The 13,365-nt window shown below is 72.0% G+C and carries 16 protein-coding genes; 7 read left to right on the plus strand and 9 right to left on the minus strand.

The genetic code is table 11. The features are described 5' to 3' along the window. The first annotated feature begins 3 nt into the window (after nucleotides 1-3). Both BCF33_RS04975 and glnA read left to right on the plus strand, forming a co-directional pair. Nucleotides 4-342: a P-II family nitrogen regulator gene (locus BCF33_RS04975; protein ID WP_106159776.1), complete on the plus strand. Its 339-nt coding sequence runs from the start codon at nucleotides 4-6 to the stop codon at nucleotides 340-342. Between the two features lie 55 nt (nucleotides 343-397). Beyond that, nucleotides 398-1,804 carry a type I glutamate--ammonia ligase gene (glnA, locus tag BCF33_RS04980; RefSeq protein WP_106159777.1) on the plus strand — a complete coding sequence of 469 codons (1,407 nt, stop codon included), beginning with the start codon at nucleotides 398-400 and terminating at the stop codon, nucleotides 1,802-1,804. 51 nt (nucleotides 1,805-1,855) lie between these two features. On the opposite strand, the gene BCF33_RS04985 is transcribed toward glnA, so the two are convergent. The 3 genes from BCF33_RS04985 to BCF33_RS04995 form a co-directional block, all read right to left on the minus strand. Further along, nucleotides 1,856-2,194, minus strand: a complete 339-nt coding sequence (locus BCF33_RS04985) for a hypothetical protein (protein ID WP_146132783.1) — start codon at nucleotides 2,192-2,194, stop codon at nucleotides 1,856-1,858. Nucleotides 2,195-2,377: 183 nt separating this feature from the next. Beyond that, a complete protein-coding gene (locus BCF33_RS04990; protein ID WP_106160219.1) occupies nucleotides 2,378-2,962 on the minus strand; it encodes a biotin transporter BioY in 585 nt (194 codons plus the stop codon). 47 nt (nucleotides 2,963-3,009) lie between these two features. Further along, on the minus strand, nucleotides 3,010-3,462 hold the full coding sequence (locus tag BCF33_RS04995) for a DUF6314 family protein (protein WP_106159779.1): 453 nt from the start codon (nucleotides 3,460-3,462) through the stop codon (nucleotides 3,010-3,012). 50 nt (nucleotides 3,463-3,512) lie between these two features. Between BCF33_RS04995 and purB the strand changes: the two genes are divergently transcribed. The 4 genes from purB (at nucleotide 3,513) to BCF33_RS05015 (ending at nucleotide 7,048) form a co-directional block, all read left to right on the plus strand. Then, the gene (purB, locus tag BCF33_RS05000) at nucleotides 3,513-4,820 is read left to right on the plus strand and encodes an adenylosuccinate lyase (RefSeq protein ID WP_106159780.1); all 1,308 of its coding nucleotides are present in this window, start codon (nucleotides 3,513-3,515) and stop codon (nucleotides 4,818-4,820) included. 62 nt (nucleotides 4,821-4,882) lie between these two features. Further along, complete coding sequence (locus tag BCF33_RS05005) at nucleotides 4,883-5,044, plus strand: adenylosuccinate lyase (protein WP_106159781.1); 162 nt, start codon at nucleotides 4,883-4,885, stop codon at nucleotides 5,042-5,044. A gap of 34 nt (nucleotides 5,045-5,078) precedes the next feature. Further along, entirely contained in the window at nucleotides 5,079-6,113 is a 1,035-nt protein-coding gene (locus tag BCF33_RS05010) for a FliG C-terminal domain-containing protein (RefSeq protein WP_106159782.1), read from the plus strand. Nucleotides 6,114-6,178: 65 nt separating this feature from the next. Beyond that, a complete protein-coding gene (locus BCF33_RS05015; protein WP_106159783.1) occupies nucleotides 6,179-7,048 on the plus strand; it encodes a lysophospholipid acyltransferase family protein in 870 nt (289 codons plus the stop codon). Here the strand turns inward: BCF33_RS05015 and BCF33_RS05020 are convergent. Beyond that, the gene (locus tag BCF33_RS05020) at nucleotides 7,045-7,725 is read right to left on the minus strand and encodes a DUF1223 domain-containing protein (RefSeq protein WP_106159784.1); all 681 of its coding nucleotides are present in this window, start codon (nucleotides 7,723-7,725) and stop codon (nucleotides 7,045-7,047) included. The genes BCF33_RS05015 and BCF33_RS05020 overlap by 4 nt on opposite strands. A gap of 215 nt (nucleotides 7,726-7,940) precedes the next feature. Here BCF33_RS05020 and acnA point away from each other — a divergent pair, with 215 nt between their 5' ends. Beyond that, nucleotides 7,941-10,733, plus strand: a complete 2,793-nt coding sequence (gene acnA, locus BCF33_RS05025) for an aconitate hydratase AcnA (RefSeq protein ID WP_106159785.1) — start codon at nucleotides 7,941-7,943, stop codon at nucleotides 10,731-10,733. A 73-nt stretch (nucleotides 10,734-10,806) separates the two neighbouring features. On the opposite strand, the gene ccmD is transcribed toward acnA, so the two are convergent. Genes ccmD through BCF33_RS05050 form a run of 5 tightly spaced genes read right to left on the minus strand, consistent with a single transcriptional unit; the run spans nucleotide 10,807 to nucleotide 13,348 of the window. Continuing rightward, entirely contained in the window at nucleotides 10,807-10,935 is a 129-nt protein-coding gene (gene ccmD / locus BCF33_RS05030; RefSeq protein ID WP_106159786.1) for a heme exporter protein CcmD, read from the minus strand. Further along, nucleotides 10,935-11,663, minus strand: a complete 729-nt coding sequence (locus BCF33_RS05035) for a heme ABC transporter permease (protein WP_106159787.1) — start codon at nucleotides 11,661-11,663, stop codon at nucleotides 10,935-10,937. The genes ccmD and BCF33_RS05035 overlap by 1 nt, the downstream gene beginning before the upstream one ends. A 31-nt stretch (nucleotides 11,664-11,694) precedes the next feature. After that, a complete protein-coding gene (gene ccmB / locus BCF33_RS05040) occupies nucleotides 11,695-12,351 on the minus strand; it encodes a heme exporter protein CcmB (protein WP_106159788.1) in 657 nt (218 codons plus the stop codon). After that, complete coding sequence (gene ccmA / locus BCF33_RS05045; RefSeq protein WP_106159789.1) at nucleotides 12,348-12,965, minus strand: heme ABC exporter ATP-binding protein CcmA; 618 nt, start codon at nucleotides 12,963-12,965, stop codon at nucleotides 12,348-12,350. The genes ccmB and ccmA overlap by 4 nt, the downstream gene beginning before the upstream one ends. A 29-nt stretch (nucleotides 12,966-12,994) precedes the next feature. After that, nucleotides 12,995-13,348: an Mth938-like domain-containing protein gene (locus tag BCF33_RS05050; RefSeq protein WP_106160220.1), complete on the minus strand. Its 354-nt coding sequence runs from the start codon at nucleotides 13,346-13,348 to the stop codon at nucleotides 12,995-12,997. Nucleotides 13,349-13,365: the final 17 nt, after the last annotated feature.

Consider the following 13,365-nt stretch of genomic DNA (forward strand, 5'->3'; position numbering starts at 1 on the left):
GACATGAAGAAGATCGAGGCCATCATCAAACCCTTCAAGCTCGACGAGGTGAAGGAGGCGCTTCAGGACGTCGGCGTCCAGGGTCTCTCGGTCGTCGAGGTGAAGGGGTTCGGCCGCCAGAAGGGCCATACCGAACTGTATCGCGGGGCCGAGTACGTGGTCGACTTCCTTCCGAAGGTGAAGGTCGAGTGCGTGGTCGGGGACGAGCAGGTCGATCCCGCGCTCGAGGCCATCACCGCTGCCGCGCGGACCGACAAGATCGGCGACGGCAAGATTTTCGTCAGCACCGTCGATCAGGCGATCCGCATACGCACCGGCGAGGAGGGCGAGGACGCCCTCTGACCGGGCGACCGGGGCCCGCCGGACCAGACAGCCAACCATCGAGGAAAGACCGATCATGTCCAAGAGCGACGTTCTCAAGACCCTGAAGGACGAGGAGGTCGAATACGTCGACATCCGCTTCACCGACCCGCGCGGCAAGCTCCAGCACGTCACCGTGATGGCCGATCAGGTCGACGAGGACTTCCTCGAGGAGGGCTTCATGTTCGACGGCTCCTCCATCGCCGGATGGAAGTCGATCAACGAGTCGGACATGAAGCTGATGCCGGACCTCGGCAGCGGCTACATCGACCCGTTCTACGCCGAGAAGACGCTGGCGCTGCACTGCTCGGTCGTCGAGCCGGACACCGGCGCGCCCTACGACCGCGATCCCCGCGGCACCGCCGAGAAGGCCGAGGCCTACCTGCGGTCCTCCGGCATCGGCGACACGTTCTTCTGCGGCCCCGAGGCGGAGTTCTTCCTCTTCGACGACGTGAAGATCGCCGTCGGGATCAACAAGGTCGGCTACGAGGTCGACGCTGTCGACGCCTCTTGGAACGGCGACACCGATTACGAGATGGGCAACATGGGCCACCGCCCCGGCGTCAAGGGCGGCTACTTCCCCGTGAACCCGATCGACGATGGCCAGGACATCCGCTCCGAGATGCTGTCGACCATGAAGCGGATCGGCATGAAGGTGGACAAGCACCACCACGAGGTCGCGTCCTGCCAGCACGAGCTGGGCCTGATCTTCGACAGCCTCACGAAGCAGGCCGACGAGCTGCAGAAGTACAAGTACGTCATCCACAACGTCGCGCACGCCTACGGCAAGTCCGCGACTTTCATGCCCAAGCCCATCGCGGGCGACAACGGCACCGGCATGCACGTCAACATGTCGATCTGGAAGGACGGTCAGCCGCTCTTCGCGGGGGACAGGTACGCGGATCTCTCGGACGAGGCGCTGTGGTTCATCGGCGGGCTGCTGAAGCACGCCAAGGCCCTGAACGCGTTCACCAACCCCTCGACCAACTCGTACAAGCGGCTGATTCCGGGCTTCGAGGCGCCGGTGCTGCGGGCCTACTCGGCGCGCAACCGCTCGGGCTGCGTGCGCATCCCCTGGGCCGAGTCGCCCAAGGCCAAGCGCGTCGAGGCGCGCTTCCCGGACCCGTCGGCGAACCCCTACCTCTGCTTCGCCGCCCTCCTCATGGCCGGGCTCGACGGCATCCAGAACAAGATCGAGCCGGGCGAGGCCAACGACAAGGACCTCTACGACCTCCCCCCCGAGGAGCTGGCGGACATCCCCACCGTCTGCGGCAGCCTGCGCGAGGCGGTCGAGGCGCTGGAGGAGGACATGGACTTCCTCCTGGCGGGCGACGTGTTCACCCGCGACCAGATCGAGGGCTACATCGAGCTGAAGATGGAGGAGATCGAGATGTACGAGCACACCCCCCATCCGGTCGAGTTCAAGCTCTACTACTCCTGCTGACGCCTGCGGGGCGGGCGGACCGGGGCGGCCTTCGGGCCGCCCCTTCGCGTCTCAGGGGACGAGGCCCGCGTCGCACCGCCGGAGGAGCGAGGGTTCCGGCAGCGGCCCCTCCCCGCCCCGGAGCCACAGCTGCCATTCCCGCCCGGCCTCGCCGCCGGCGTCGAGACGCAGCCAGTGAATGCGGAGGTCGCCCGGCACGAGATCGCCGTGCGCCGAGAACGTGAACATCTCCGAAAAGCTCGGCCAGACAGGGCCGACGAGCCGAGCGAGGTGCGCCAGGAAACCGACCAGATCGAGGTCCAGCGCCGTCCCGGCCCCCTCCCCCTCGTGGAGGGCGGTCGCGGCCGCACCGGCGGGCGGATCGACGCGGGCCGCGGGGTGCGGCGGCATGCCGTCCCGGCCGGCCATCGTACGGGCGGCCAGAGCGCCGGAGCGCAGCCGGACGCCCACGCCGATCGGAAAGCCCGGAGCGGATGGATGGAACCTTCCTGCGGCTCTGGAACGCCCGGGACGGGCCCGAAGCGACGAGGGCGCCCGAAGGCGCCCCCGTCGAGGTCGTCGCGGCGGCCCGGCTCAGCCCCGTGCGCTGCCCAGCAGCTTCCACGCCGCCGGGATCAGCAGCGCGGCGAGGACGAGCTTGATCGCGTCGCCCAGGAGGAACGGCGTCAGGCCGGCGGCCAGCGTCCACGACCACCCTTCGGCATAGGGCATCTGGTTCAGCCAGATCAGCCCGGGCACGTAGATCAGCGCGTTGCCCGCCAGCAGCGCCGCGGCCATCCCGCCCGTGCTGCGATCCCAGCCCGCGCGCGCGGCGAGGCCGAGGGCCACCGTCGCCAGCACGTAGCCCAGGAGGTAGCCGCCCGTGCCGCCCAGCATGTAGGCGAGGCCGGCGCTCTCCCCCGCGAAGAGGGGCACGCCTGCCGCGCCGACCGCCATGTAGAGGAGGATCGTCGCCAGCCCGAGACGCGGCCCGTAGGCGGCGCCCAGCGTCAGCACGGCGAAGGTGCCCATGGTGATCGGAACGGGCCACATCGGCACGCTGATCTTGGCGGAGGTCGCCAGGATCGCGACCCCCAGCGCCACGGCCGCGGCGCGCTTGGCCCAGAGGGCGCGGCCTTCCGCCGGGCCGATGCGTTCGATCAGGACGGTGTCGGTCATGGCCATGCGCGGCCCTCCCCCAAAGGTTTCCGTTGCCCTTCCCTGCCTCACCGCCCGGGAAGCGGCAAGGTCGGACGGTCCTGCCCGCCCGGGCGGACGTACCGCGTCGCCATCACGTAGTCCTTGCGCGGTCCCGTCACCCGCCACTCGGCCGACCAGTCGGAGGGCAGCCCCGAGAGGTCCAGCCGCACGCGGTAGAGGTCCGGCGGGCAGCCGTGCACGCCCTCGCCCCCGTCCAGCACGCAGAGCAGCGTCCCGTCGCCCTTCCAGAGCGTCAGCCGCCCGCCTTCGGCACGCCAGAGCCGCCGCTGCTCGAACGCCATGCCGGACCCGCCCGGCAGCACGGCGCGCCCTTCCTCCCGCTCCGCCAGCCCGTCGCCTTCGGGGGCGAACCGGGCGGTGCCCTCCGCCCGGACCGTCCCGCCTGCCGCGTGCCGGACCTCGCGCGCCAGGCGCCAGGCCCCATCCAGCCCGCGCCACAGGTCCGGTTGCCGCTCCATCGCCCGCGTCCTAGGAGGCCCGCGCCCGCCCCGCCAGAGGACATCCGCCGATGATACCCCGCTACTCCCGCCCCGAGATGACCGCGATCTGGTCGCCCGAGACCAAGTTCCGCATCTGGTTCGAGATCGAGGCCCATGCCGGGGACGCGATGGCCGACCTCGGCGCCATCCCGCGCGAGAACGCCGAAGCCGTCTGGAAGGCGAAGGACAGCGAGTTCGACGTCGCCCGCATCGACGAGATCGAGCGCGAGACGCGCCACGACGTCATCGCCTTCCTCACCCACCTGTCGGAGATCGTCGGCGCGAACGAGGCGCGCTTCGTCCATCAGGGCCTGACCTCGTCGGACGTGCTGGACACCACGTTCAACGTCCAGCTCACCCGCGCCGCGGACATCCTGATCGCCGACGTGGAAGGGCTGCTCGCCGCGCTGGAGCGGCGTGCGAGGGAGCACGAGCTGACCCCGCGGATCGGGCGCTCCCACGGGATCCACGCCGAGCCGACGACCATGGGCCTCACCTTCGCCCGCTTCCATGCGGAGATGCAGCGCGGCCTGCGGCGGCTGCGAACGGCGCGGGAGGAGGTGGCGACCGGCGCCCTCTCCGGCGCGGTGGGCACCTTCGCCAACGTCGATCCGCGGGTCGAGGCGCATGTCTGCGAGAAGCTCGGTCTGCGGCCGGAGCCGATCAGCACCCAGGTCATCCCCCGCGACCGCCACGCCGCCTTCTTCGCCGCCCTCGCCGTCGTGGCCAGCAGCATCGAGAACGTCGCGACCGAGGTCCGGCACATGCAGCGCACGGAGGTCCTGGAGGCGGAGGAGTTCTTCTCGAAGGGGCAGAAGGGCAGCAGCGCGATGCCGCACAAGCGCAACCCCGTGCTGACCGAGAACCTGACCGGCCTCGCGCGCCTCGTCCGCTCGGCCGTCGTGCCCGCGCTGGAGAACGTCGCCCTCTGGCACGAGCGGGACATCTCCCACTCCTCCGTCGAGCGGGGGATCGGGCCGGACGCGACCGTGCATCTCGACTTCGCGCTCACGCGGCTGACGGGGGTGATCGAGAACCTCGTCGTCTATCCCGAGAACATGATGCGCAACATGGACCGGTTCCGTGGTCTCGTGCATTCGCAGCGGGTGCTGCTGGCGCTGACCCAGCACGGCGTCAGCCGCGAGGCCGCCTACGCCCTCGTCCAGCGCAACGCGATGAAGGTCTGGGAGGAGGGGGCCGACTTCCTCTCCGAGCTGAAGGGCGACTCGGAGGTGCGCGCGGCCCTTTCCGAGGCGGAGTTGGAGGACCTCTTCGACCTCGCGCACCACACACGGCACGTGGGTACGATCTTCGAGCGGGTGTTCGGCGCGGCGTGAGGTCGCGGTTGCCGCAGGGTAAGCATCAGCTATCCTCCCTCTCGCAACCAGGAGGACCGCCCATGACGACCCGACTGACCGCATTTCTCCTCTCGCTCCTCGTGGCCGGCCCCGTGCTGGCGGCCGGGTGCGACCACGGCGCGACCGAGGCCAACGTGTCCTGCGCGCCGGGCACCGCCTTCGACGCCGCCAGCGGCACCTGCGTCGAGGAACTGACGGGCTAACCATGCCTTAATCTTTCCGCGGCAGGACGGGGCCATGACCGAGTCCCTTCCCGCCGCCACCCTTCCGCCCGCCCCGCCTCCGGCCATGGGCGGCGCGGATCGCGCGGCCCTGATCGTCCGGCTCGCCCTCGACGGCGGGCATGATCTGCCCCTCGCGGACCTGCCCCTCCCGCTGCAGGAACGTCTGGCCGACCGCCTCGCCGCGCTCGGCGCCGTCGAGACCGCGGCGATCGAGGGCGGCGTCGCCGCTTTCGCGGGCGAGGTCGGACGCCTCGGCGCCGCCTTCCGGCCGGGCATGGGCTCGGCGATCGGCCTGCTCGCCGGCCGGGCCGATCCCCTGCTGCTCGAGCGGCTGCGCCGGACGATCGGCGCGCCGCCCGCCGCCGACCCGTGGGACGTGTTGTCCGAGCAATCCCCCGAACGCCTCGCGGCCCTGCTCGTGGCCGAGCATTCCGCCGCCGCCGCCCTTGCGCTGACGAGGCTTCCGGTGCCTCTGGCCAGCAGGGTCCTGTCGGAGATGCCGGCGCGCGACGCCCGCCGCGTCGCCGCCGCCATCCGCAACGTGGGGGAGACGCCGGACGAGGTCGCGTCGGAAGTGGGGGCCGCGCTGCTTTCCGCGCTTTCGGACGGCGGCCCTTCTGAGGAGGCGCCCCGCAGGGTCGCCGCGATCCTCGACGCGGGCTCGCTCGGCCTCCGGCGCGAGGTGCTCGACGGCCTCGACGAGGCCGAGCCGGGCTTCGCGCGCGCGGTCCGCGAGGTGTCGTTCGGGTTCGTGGACCTTCCGGGCCGGGTGGCCGCGGCGGACGTGCCTGCCCTCCTGCGCGAGGTCCCTCAGGACCTGCAGGTCGCGGCCCTCGCGGCGGCCCTCGCCGAGGGGGGGCCTGCCGCCGAGGCGGCCGAGCACCTCCTCCGCGCGCTGCCCGACCGCCTCGCCACCCGTCTGCGCGAGGCCGTCGACGAGGCCCCGGCCGACCCCGAGGGCGGAGAGGACGCCATGCGCGTCGTCGCGGGCGCGGTGCGGGACATGGCGGCCCGGGGCGACCTGCGCCTCGCGCCCCTGGCCGCCTGACGGGCCCGCTTGCAGGCCGGGCGCGCTCCCCCTACCCCGCCCCGGGCAGAGAGGGGCGCTGGCGAATGGCAGGTCGCATCGCGGAGAGGATCACGGATGCCGGGCTGCGCGCCGCCCTCGGCGCGGCCGCCGCCCTGCCCTACGAGCGGCGCATCCCGGCATTCGGCGCCCTCACCGCCCGCCTCGCCGCGCCGGCGGCGGGGTGGCGACGACGGATCGAGGACAACCTCGACCTCGCCTGGCCCGAGCTCTCGCCGCACGAACGCGCGCGCATCGTGCGCGAGGTGCCAGACAACGCCGGCCGCACCATCGCGGAGACTTACGCCGGCGCGCCCTTCCTCCGCCGGGTCCGCGACCTGCCCCTGACCGGCCCCGGCGCGGACGCGTTGGAGAGAGCGCGCGCCGAGGGCCGGCCCGTAGTCGGCGTCACGGCGCATCTGGGCAACTACAACGCCGCCCGCGCGGCGATCGCCGGGACGGGATGGGACTTCGCCGCCCTCTACCGCCCGATGCGCAACCCCTACGTGGAGGCGCACTACAAGGCCGCGATGGAGAGCATCGCCGGACCCGTCCATCCGCGGGGGCGGCAGGGGATGGCGGCGATCATCCGGCACCTGAAGGCCGGCGGGTTCTTCGCGATCCTCGCGGACCTCCACGTCTACGACGCGCCGCTCCTGCGCTTCTTCGGCCGCCCGGCGCGCACGTCGGTCGCGGCGGCCGAGCTGGCGGGGCGGCACGGCGCGCTGCTCGTCCCCTTCTACGGGATCCGGCAGCCGAACGGCCTCGACTTCGAGGTGCGGATCGGCGCCGAGGTGCCCGGCGGGACGCCCGAGGCCCGGATGCAGCACCTCAACGACGACCTCGAGGCGCTGGTGCGCGAGGTGCCGGGGCAGTGGTTCTGGGTGCACCGCCGCTGGAAGGCGGCGGCCCGCTAGCCGGCGACCGCCGCCGCCACGATCCGCCCGGGCCCCGGCTCCTGCAGGAGGAGGACGACCCGCCCCTCGGGCAGCGGCATCTCGTGGACCAGCGGCTCGGCGGCGTCCCAGGCCCCGAGCGTCTCGAACGACGTCACGATGTTCGAGTAGCCCAAGGTGTGCCCGGCGTTCTCGCCCTCCAGGATCGCCACGGTCCGGCCGGGATCGACGCGCGCCATGTGCAGCCGGTAGCGGCCCTGCCCGCCATGGGCCGTCACGCGCAACGTGCCGCCCGACGCCTCGGCGTCCAGCGCGACGGGGCTGGCCTCGGCGGCGGCGGCGCGGATGGCGGCCATGACCTCGCCGGGGCGGTTGCCCGCGACCGCGTGCGTGCCGTTCACGATCATCTGGGGCGTGTAGACCATCTGCCCGCCATGGGCGTGGGCGTAGGCGCGCTGGCGGTCGCCGTTCGCAGGAAGGGCGAACCGGTCTTCCCATCCGATGTAGTCCCAGTAGTCCACATGAAGCGCGAGCGCGACGATGTCGGGGTCGCGCCCCAGCTCGGCCAGCATGGCGTCGGCCGGCGGGCAGGCGTTGCATCCTTGCGAGGTGTAGAGCTCGACCACCACGGGGACGTCGGCGCGCGCCGAAGGGGCGAGCGCGGCGCAGAGCGTGGCGATCAGGGCGATGCGGCGCATGGGCGGGTCCGTCGTCTAGGCTGTCGGCCGCCGCGGGAAGGGCGCGGCGCAGGGGCGCACCATGGCCGCGCCCGCCCGCGGCGTCCACGTCCCCGCCGTTCACAAGCCCGCGCGCGATGCGTCAACGCCGCCGGGCCCCTGCCCTTTCCCTCCGCGGGCCGCGGGCGTAGGGGGTGGCGCGAAAATCCCCCCATCCCGGCAACGAGGAGAGGCAGATGACGGTTCAGGTCGGACAGGACAGCACGAGGGTTCGGCGCGAGCTGGAGGTGGGCGGCTCCACCTACGCCTACTACTCCATCCCCGCCGCCCAGGAGGCGGGCCTCGGCGACTTCGAACGGCTGCCCGCCGCGCTGAAGGTCGTGCTGGAGAACATGCTGCGCTTCGAGGACGGCAAGACCGTCACGACCGACGACATCCGCGCCTTCGCCCAGTGGGCCGAGGGCGGCGGCAAGCACCCGCGCGAGATCGCCTACCGCCCCGCCCGGGTTTTGATGCAGGACTTCACCGGCGTGCCGGCGGTCGTGGACCTCGCCGCGATGCGCGACGGGATCGTGGCCCTCGGCGGGGACGCCGAGCGGATCAACCCGCTGAACCCCGTGGACCTCGTGATCGACCACTCCGTCATGATCGACGAGTTCGGCAACCCCCGGGCCTTCCAGCACAACGTCGAGCGCGAGTACGAGCGCAACATCGAGCGCTACCAGTTCCTCAAATGGGGCCAGGGCGCGTTCGACAACTTCCGCGTGGTGCCCCCCGGCACGGGCATCTGCCACCAGGTGAACCTGGAATACCTCGCCCGCACCGTCTGGACGGATACCGACCAGAACGGCGCCCCGATCGCCTATCCCGACACGCTGGTCGGCACGGACAGCCACACCACGATGGTGAACGGCGCCGCCGTCCTCGGCTGGGGCGTCGGCGGGATCGAGGCCGAGGCCGCGATGCTGGGGCAGCCCATCTCCATGCTGATCCCGGAGGTGGTGGGCTTCAAGCTGACCGGCACCGTGCCGGAGGGGACGACCGCGACGGACCTCGTCCTCAAGGTGGTCGAGATGCTGCGCGGGCACGGCGTCGTCGGCAAGTTCGTCGAGTTCTACGGCGAGGGGCTCGACCGCCTGCCGCTGGCCGACCGCGCGACCATCGGGAACATGGCGCCCGAATACGGCGCGACCTGCGGCTTCTTCCCCATCGACGGCGAGACGCTGCGCTATCTCGAGCTGACGGGCCGCCCCCGCGAGACGGTCGAGCTGGTCGAGGCCTACGCCAAGGCGAACGGCATGTGGCGCGGGGCGGACTACGATCCGGTCTACACGGACACGCTGCATCTCGACATGGGCGACGTGGTTCCCGCCATCTCGGGCCCGAAGCGCCCCCAGGACCACATCCCCCTGAAGGACGCCGCGAAGGAGTTCGGCAAGTACGTCGAAGGGCAGCGCGCCGCCCCCGACACGACCGAGCGCGCCCAGGCCCGCTGGGAGGCGGAGGGCGGCCAGCCCGAGCCGCGCGAGGTTCCCGGCGACGCGGGCCATCACCGCAAGGGCTACCTGACCCTCGACGGCGTGACCGAGCAGCTCCATGACGGGTCCATCGTGATCGCCTCGATCACGTCCTGCACGAATACGTCGAACCCCTACGTGATGATCGGCGCGGGCCTCGTGGCGCGCAAGGCGCGCGAGCTGGGGCTGAACCGCAAGCCGTGGGTCAAGACCTCGCTCGCGCCGGGCAGCCAGGTGGTCTCCGCCTATCTCGAGGCCGCCGGGCTGCAGGACGACCTCGACGCGATCGGGTTCAACCTCGTGGGCTACGGCTGCACGACCTGCATCGGCAACTCGGGGCCCCTGGCGCCCGAGATATCGGAGGCGATCCACGACTACGACCTGATCGGGGTCTCGGTCCTGTCGGGCAACCGCAACTTCGAGGGGCGCATCAGCCCGGACGTGCGGGCCAACTACCTCGCCTCGCCGCCCCTCGTGGTGGCCTACGCGCTAGTGGGCGACATGAACGTCGACATCACCACGCAGCCGCTGGGCAAGGACAAGGACGGGAACGACGTCTTCCTCAAGGACATCTGGCCCGACCAGCAGGAGATCGCGGACCTCGTCGAACGGACCGTCACCCGCGAGGCCTTCCAGGAGAAGTACGCCGAGGTCTTCGAGGGCGACGAGAGGTGGCGCGCGGTCGAGACGACCGATTCCCTCACCTACGACTGGCCGGCCTCTTCGACCTACGTGCAGAACCCGCCCTACTTCCAGGGGATGGACCAGAGGGCCGGCACCATCGACGACGTCGAGGGCGCGCGCATCCTCGCCATCCTGGGCGACATGGTGACGACCGACCACATCTCGCCCGCGGGCTCCTTCAAGGAGACGACGCCCGCCGGCCGCTACCTGACCGAGCGGCAGGTCCAGCCGAGGGAGTTCAACTCCTACGGCTCGCGCCGGGGCAACCACGAGATCATGATGCGCGGCACCTTCGCCAACATCCGCATCCGCAACGAGATGCTCGATGGCGTCGAGGGGGGATACACCCTCGGGCCGGATGGCGGGCAGACCTCGATCTTCGAGGCCGCGATGGCCTGGCAGGAACGGGGGACCCCCCTCGTCATCGTCGCGGGCGAGCAGTACGGCGCCGGCTCATCGCGCGACTGGGCGGCGAAGGGCACCGCCCTCCTCGGGGTGAAGGCCGTCATCGCGGAGAGCTTCGAGCGCATCCACCGCAGCAACCTCGTGGGGATGGGGGTCATCCCGCTGGAGTTCACGGGCGGCGACACCCGCACCTCGCTGGGCCTTACGGGGCAGGAGAGCTTCGACATCACCGGCCTCTCGGCGCCGGACGTGAAGCCCCTGTCGGACGTGCCCTGCACGATCACCTACGCGGACGGCTCGACGAAGGGGATCACGCTGAAGCTGCGCGTCGATACCGAGATCGAGTTCGACTACATCCGCAACGGCGGCGTGCTGCACTACGTGCTGCGCAACCTCGCCCAGCAACCCGTCGCGGCGGAGTGACGGCCAGGGGCGAGGCCCTCGAACGGACCTCGCCCCGCCGCCCTTCGGGACGCCGGACCTCCGCGATCGGCGGCTAGCGTTCCTCGTCCCGCTTGGCGGCGCGCGCCTGCCATAGCGTGACCGCGATCAGCGCGCCGAGGATCGCGCCGCTGGCCCCGTAGGCCAGCAGCACCTCGGCCGCGTACTTACCCAGTTCGGGCATCAGGCGACCCGCGTCCGCAGCATCCGCGCGCGCGCGCGGCGCAGGCGCACGTGCATCCGCGCCCGCGTCAGCACCAGCGCGAGGAACAGCAGGCCGAAGCCCGCCATCGTCGTGACGAGGGGCAGCCAGAACACGTCGGCGATGTTCTCCTCCGCGTCGAGCGAGAGGGTCGCGCCCTGGTGCAGGCCCTGGTTCCAGAAGAGGACGGCATAGCGCGAGAGGATCGCGAACACGCCCCCCACCAGCGCGAGGACGGAGGTCAGGTCGGCGGCGGCGTCCGGATCCTCGATCGCCTGCCAGAGCGCGATGTAGCCGAGGTAGAAGAGGAAGAGGACGAAGAAGCTGGTCAGCCGCGGGTCCCAGACCCACCAGGTGCCCCACATGGGCTGGCCCCAGACCGCCCCCGTGACGAGGCCCACCACCGTCATCACGGCCCCCACGGGCGCCGCGGCGCGGGCCACGAGCGCGGACACGTGGTGCCGCCGGATCAGCCAGATCAGCGAGGCGACGACCATCACGAACCAGCCGTTGATCGCCATGAGGGCCGACGGCACGTGCAGGTAGATGATCTTCACCGTCGATCCCATGCGGAAATCGTCGGGCGTGAAGAAGAACCCCCAGACCAGCCCCCCGACGACCAGCAGCGCCGCCCCGCCCCAGAGCCAGGGCAGGAGGCGCCCGGTCCAGCCCATGAAGCGCACGGGGTTGGCGTATTCCCAGATCGACATGGTCCCCACCTAATCCGCCGAGGCCCGCCGCTCAACGCAAGTTCACGCGAAGCGCCGCGGCGGCCGCCAGGGGCATCAACGCGACGCAGCCCAGGCTGACCGCCCCCAGCAGCATCAGCGGCGTGGCCGGGTCCGCCCCGCGCGCCGCCCGGCCCGCCGCCTCGGCGCCGAAGATCAGCGTCGGCACGTAGAGAGGCAGCACGATCAGCGCCATCAGGAGGCCGCCCCGCTGAACCCCCGCCGTGAGCGCGGCGCCGAACGCCCCGATGAAGGACAGCGCAGGCGTGCCGATCCCCAGCGAGAGGGTCAGCACCCAAGCCCCCTGCCCCGGAAGCGAGAGCAGCACGCCGAGCACCGGCGCCAGCAGCGCCAGGGGCAGGCCGGTCACGATCCAGTGCGCCGCGGCCTTCGCGGCCACGGCCCCCTCCAGCGGCAGGGGCGCGACGGCCAGAAGCTCCAGCGTGCCGTCCGCCGCGTCGAGCGCGAGCAGCCGGTCGAGCGACAGGAGGCATGCGAGCAGCGCGCCCAGCCACAGCACGCCCGGCGCGATCCGCGCGAGGAGCGGGGTCTCCGGCCCCACCGCGAAGGGGGTGAGAACGGCGAGGATCGTGAAGAAGGCCAGCGCCAGCCCGAAGCCGCCCCCCGCCCGCACCGCAAGGCGCAGGTCCCGCAGGAGAAGCGCGATCACCAGCGCTCCTCTGCGCCGGTCGGCACGGGGGCGGGCACGAAGGGCCCAAGGTCCAGCTCGCGCGCGCCGGCCACGGGCAAGTGCGAGGAGAGGAGCGCAGCGCCCCCGCCCGACAGATGGCCCGCGAGCAGCCCCTCGAAGAGGGCGACGGACACCGCGTCGAGCGTGACCGTCGGCTCGTCTAGGATCCAGAAGGGCCGCGCTAGGAGCGGCAGCCGCGCCAGCCCCGCCCGCCGCCGCTGCCCGGCCGAGAGGTCGGCGGCGGCGCGATCCTCCAACCCCGCGAGGTCCAGCGCCGCGAGCGCGCCGACCAAGTCCTGCCGTCCGCCGGGCCGGCCATGGACGCGGGCCCAGAAGGACAGGTTCTCGGCGACGGTCAGGGACGGCTTCAGCCCGTCGAGATGGCCCGCGAAGGCGACAGCGTCGGGATCGACCTCGATCCGCCCCGCCTCGATCCGCCCGAGGCCCGCGACCGCCCGCAGGAGGGTGGTCTTGCCGATCCCGTTGCGGCCCCGCAGCACAAGGGCCTCGCCCCGGCCGACGCGGAACGAGACACCCTCCAGCATGCGGGCGAAGAGGCCCCTTCGGAGGGCGAGGTCCGTGACGGTCAGCATCGCGGGCCGGTGGACCCGATCCGGACCCCTCAGTCCAGAGGCATCAGCGCGACGCCGACGCGCCGCCCCTCGCCCAGAAGGACGTTGTAGGTGCGCGCGGCCTGCGGCGAGGCCATGACCTCGACCCCGACGCCAGCCTTCTCCAGCGCGGCGCGGAAGTCGTGGGGCGCATGCGCGATCCGGGCGCCCGTCCCCAGCAGGAGCACGTCGATGATCTCGGCCGCCGCCAGGAAGGGGGCCGCGTCGCCCGGCGTCCAGCGCGCGGGACCCGTCGGAAGGATCAGCACGGCGCCGTCCCAACGCCGCGCGCCGATGGTCCAGTAGGTCGGCCCGTAGCCGTCCACGGGCACGCCGGACGAATAGGTGACTTCGTTCAGGTTCATCGCCATGCCGCCACAGC

The organism is Hasllibacter halocynthiae, from assembly GCF_003003095.1.
GTDB lineage: Bacteria > Pseudomonadota > Alphaproteobacteria > Rhodobacterales > Rhodobacteraceae > Hasllibacter > Hasllibacter halocynthiae.

Bases quoted from the DNA above. Each gene is read 5' to 3' on its own strand.
- BCF33_RS04975 (WP_106159776.1), top strand. From the start codon at position 4: ATGAAGAAGATCGAGGCCATCATCAAACCCTTCAAGCTCGACGAGGTG.
- BCF33_RS05010 (WP_106159782.1), top strand. From the start codon at position 5,079: ATGACCGAGTCCCTTCCCGCCGCCACCCTTCCGCCCGCCCCGCCTCCG.
- BCF33_RS04985 (WP_146132783.1), bottom strand. From the start codon at position 2,194: ATGCCGCCGCACCCCGCGGCCCGCGTCGATCCGCCCGCCGGTGCGGCC.
- BCF33_RS05005 (WP_106159781.1), top strand. From the start codon at position 4,883: ATGACGACCCGACTGACCGCATTTCTCCTCTCGCTCCTCGTGGCCGGC.
- BCF33_RS05050 (WP_106160220.1), bottom strand. From the start codon at position 13,348: ATGAACCTGAACGAAGTCACCTATTCGTCCGGCGTGCCCGTGGACGGC.
- acnA (WP_106159785.1), top strand. From the start codon at position 7,941: ATGACGGTTCAGGTCGGACAGGACAGCACGAGGGTTCGGCGCGAGCTG.
- ccmD (WP_106159786.1), bottom strand. From the start codon at position 10,935: ATGCCCGAACTGGGTAAGTACGCGGCCGAGGTGCTGCTGGCCTACGGG.
- BCF33_RS05015 (WP_106159783.1), top strand. From the start codon at position 6,179: ATGGCAGGTCGCATCGCGGAGAGGATCACGGATGCCGGGCTGCGCGCC.
- BCF33_RS04990 (WP_106160219.1), bottom strand. From the start codon at position 2,962: ATGACCGACACCGTCCTGATCGAACGCATCGGCCCGGCGGAAGGCCGC.
- BCF33_RS05035 (WP_106159787.1), bottom strand. From the start codon at position 11,663: ATGTCGATCTGGGAATACGCCAACCCCGTGCGCTTCATGGGCTGGACC.
- ccmA (WP_106159789.1), bottom strand. From the start codon at position 12,965: ATGCTGACCGTCACGGACCTCGCCCTCCGAAGGGGCCTCTTCGCCCGC.
- BCF33_RS05020 (WP_106159784.1), bottom strand. From the start codon at position 7,725: ATGCGCCGCATCGCCCTGATCGCCACGCTCTGCGCCGCGCTCGCCCCT.
- glnA (WP_106159777.1), top strand. From the start codon at position 398: ATGTCCAAGAGCGACGTTCTCAAGACCCTGAAGGACGAGGAGGTCGAA.
- BCF33_RS04995 (WP_106159779.1), bottom strand. From the start codon at position 3,462: ATGGAGCGGCAACCGGACCTGTGGCGCGGGCTGGATGGGGCCTGGCGC.
- purB (WP_106159780.1), top strand. From the start codon at position 3,513: ATGATACCCCGCTACTCCCGCCCCGAGATGACCGCGATCTGGTCGCCC.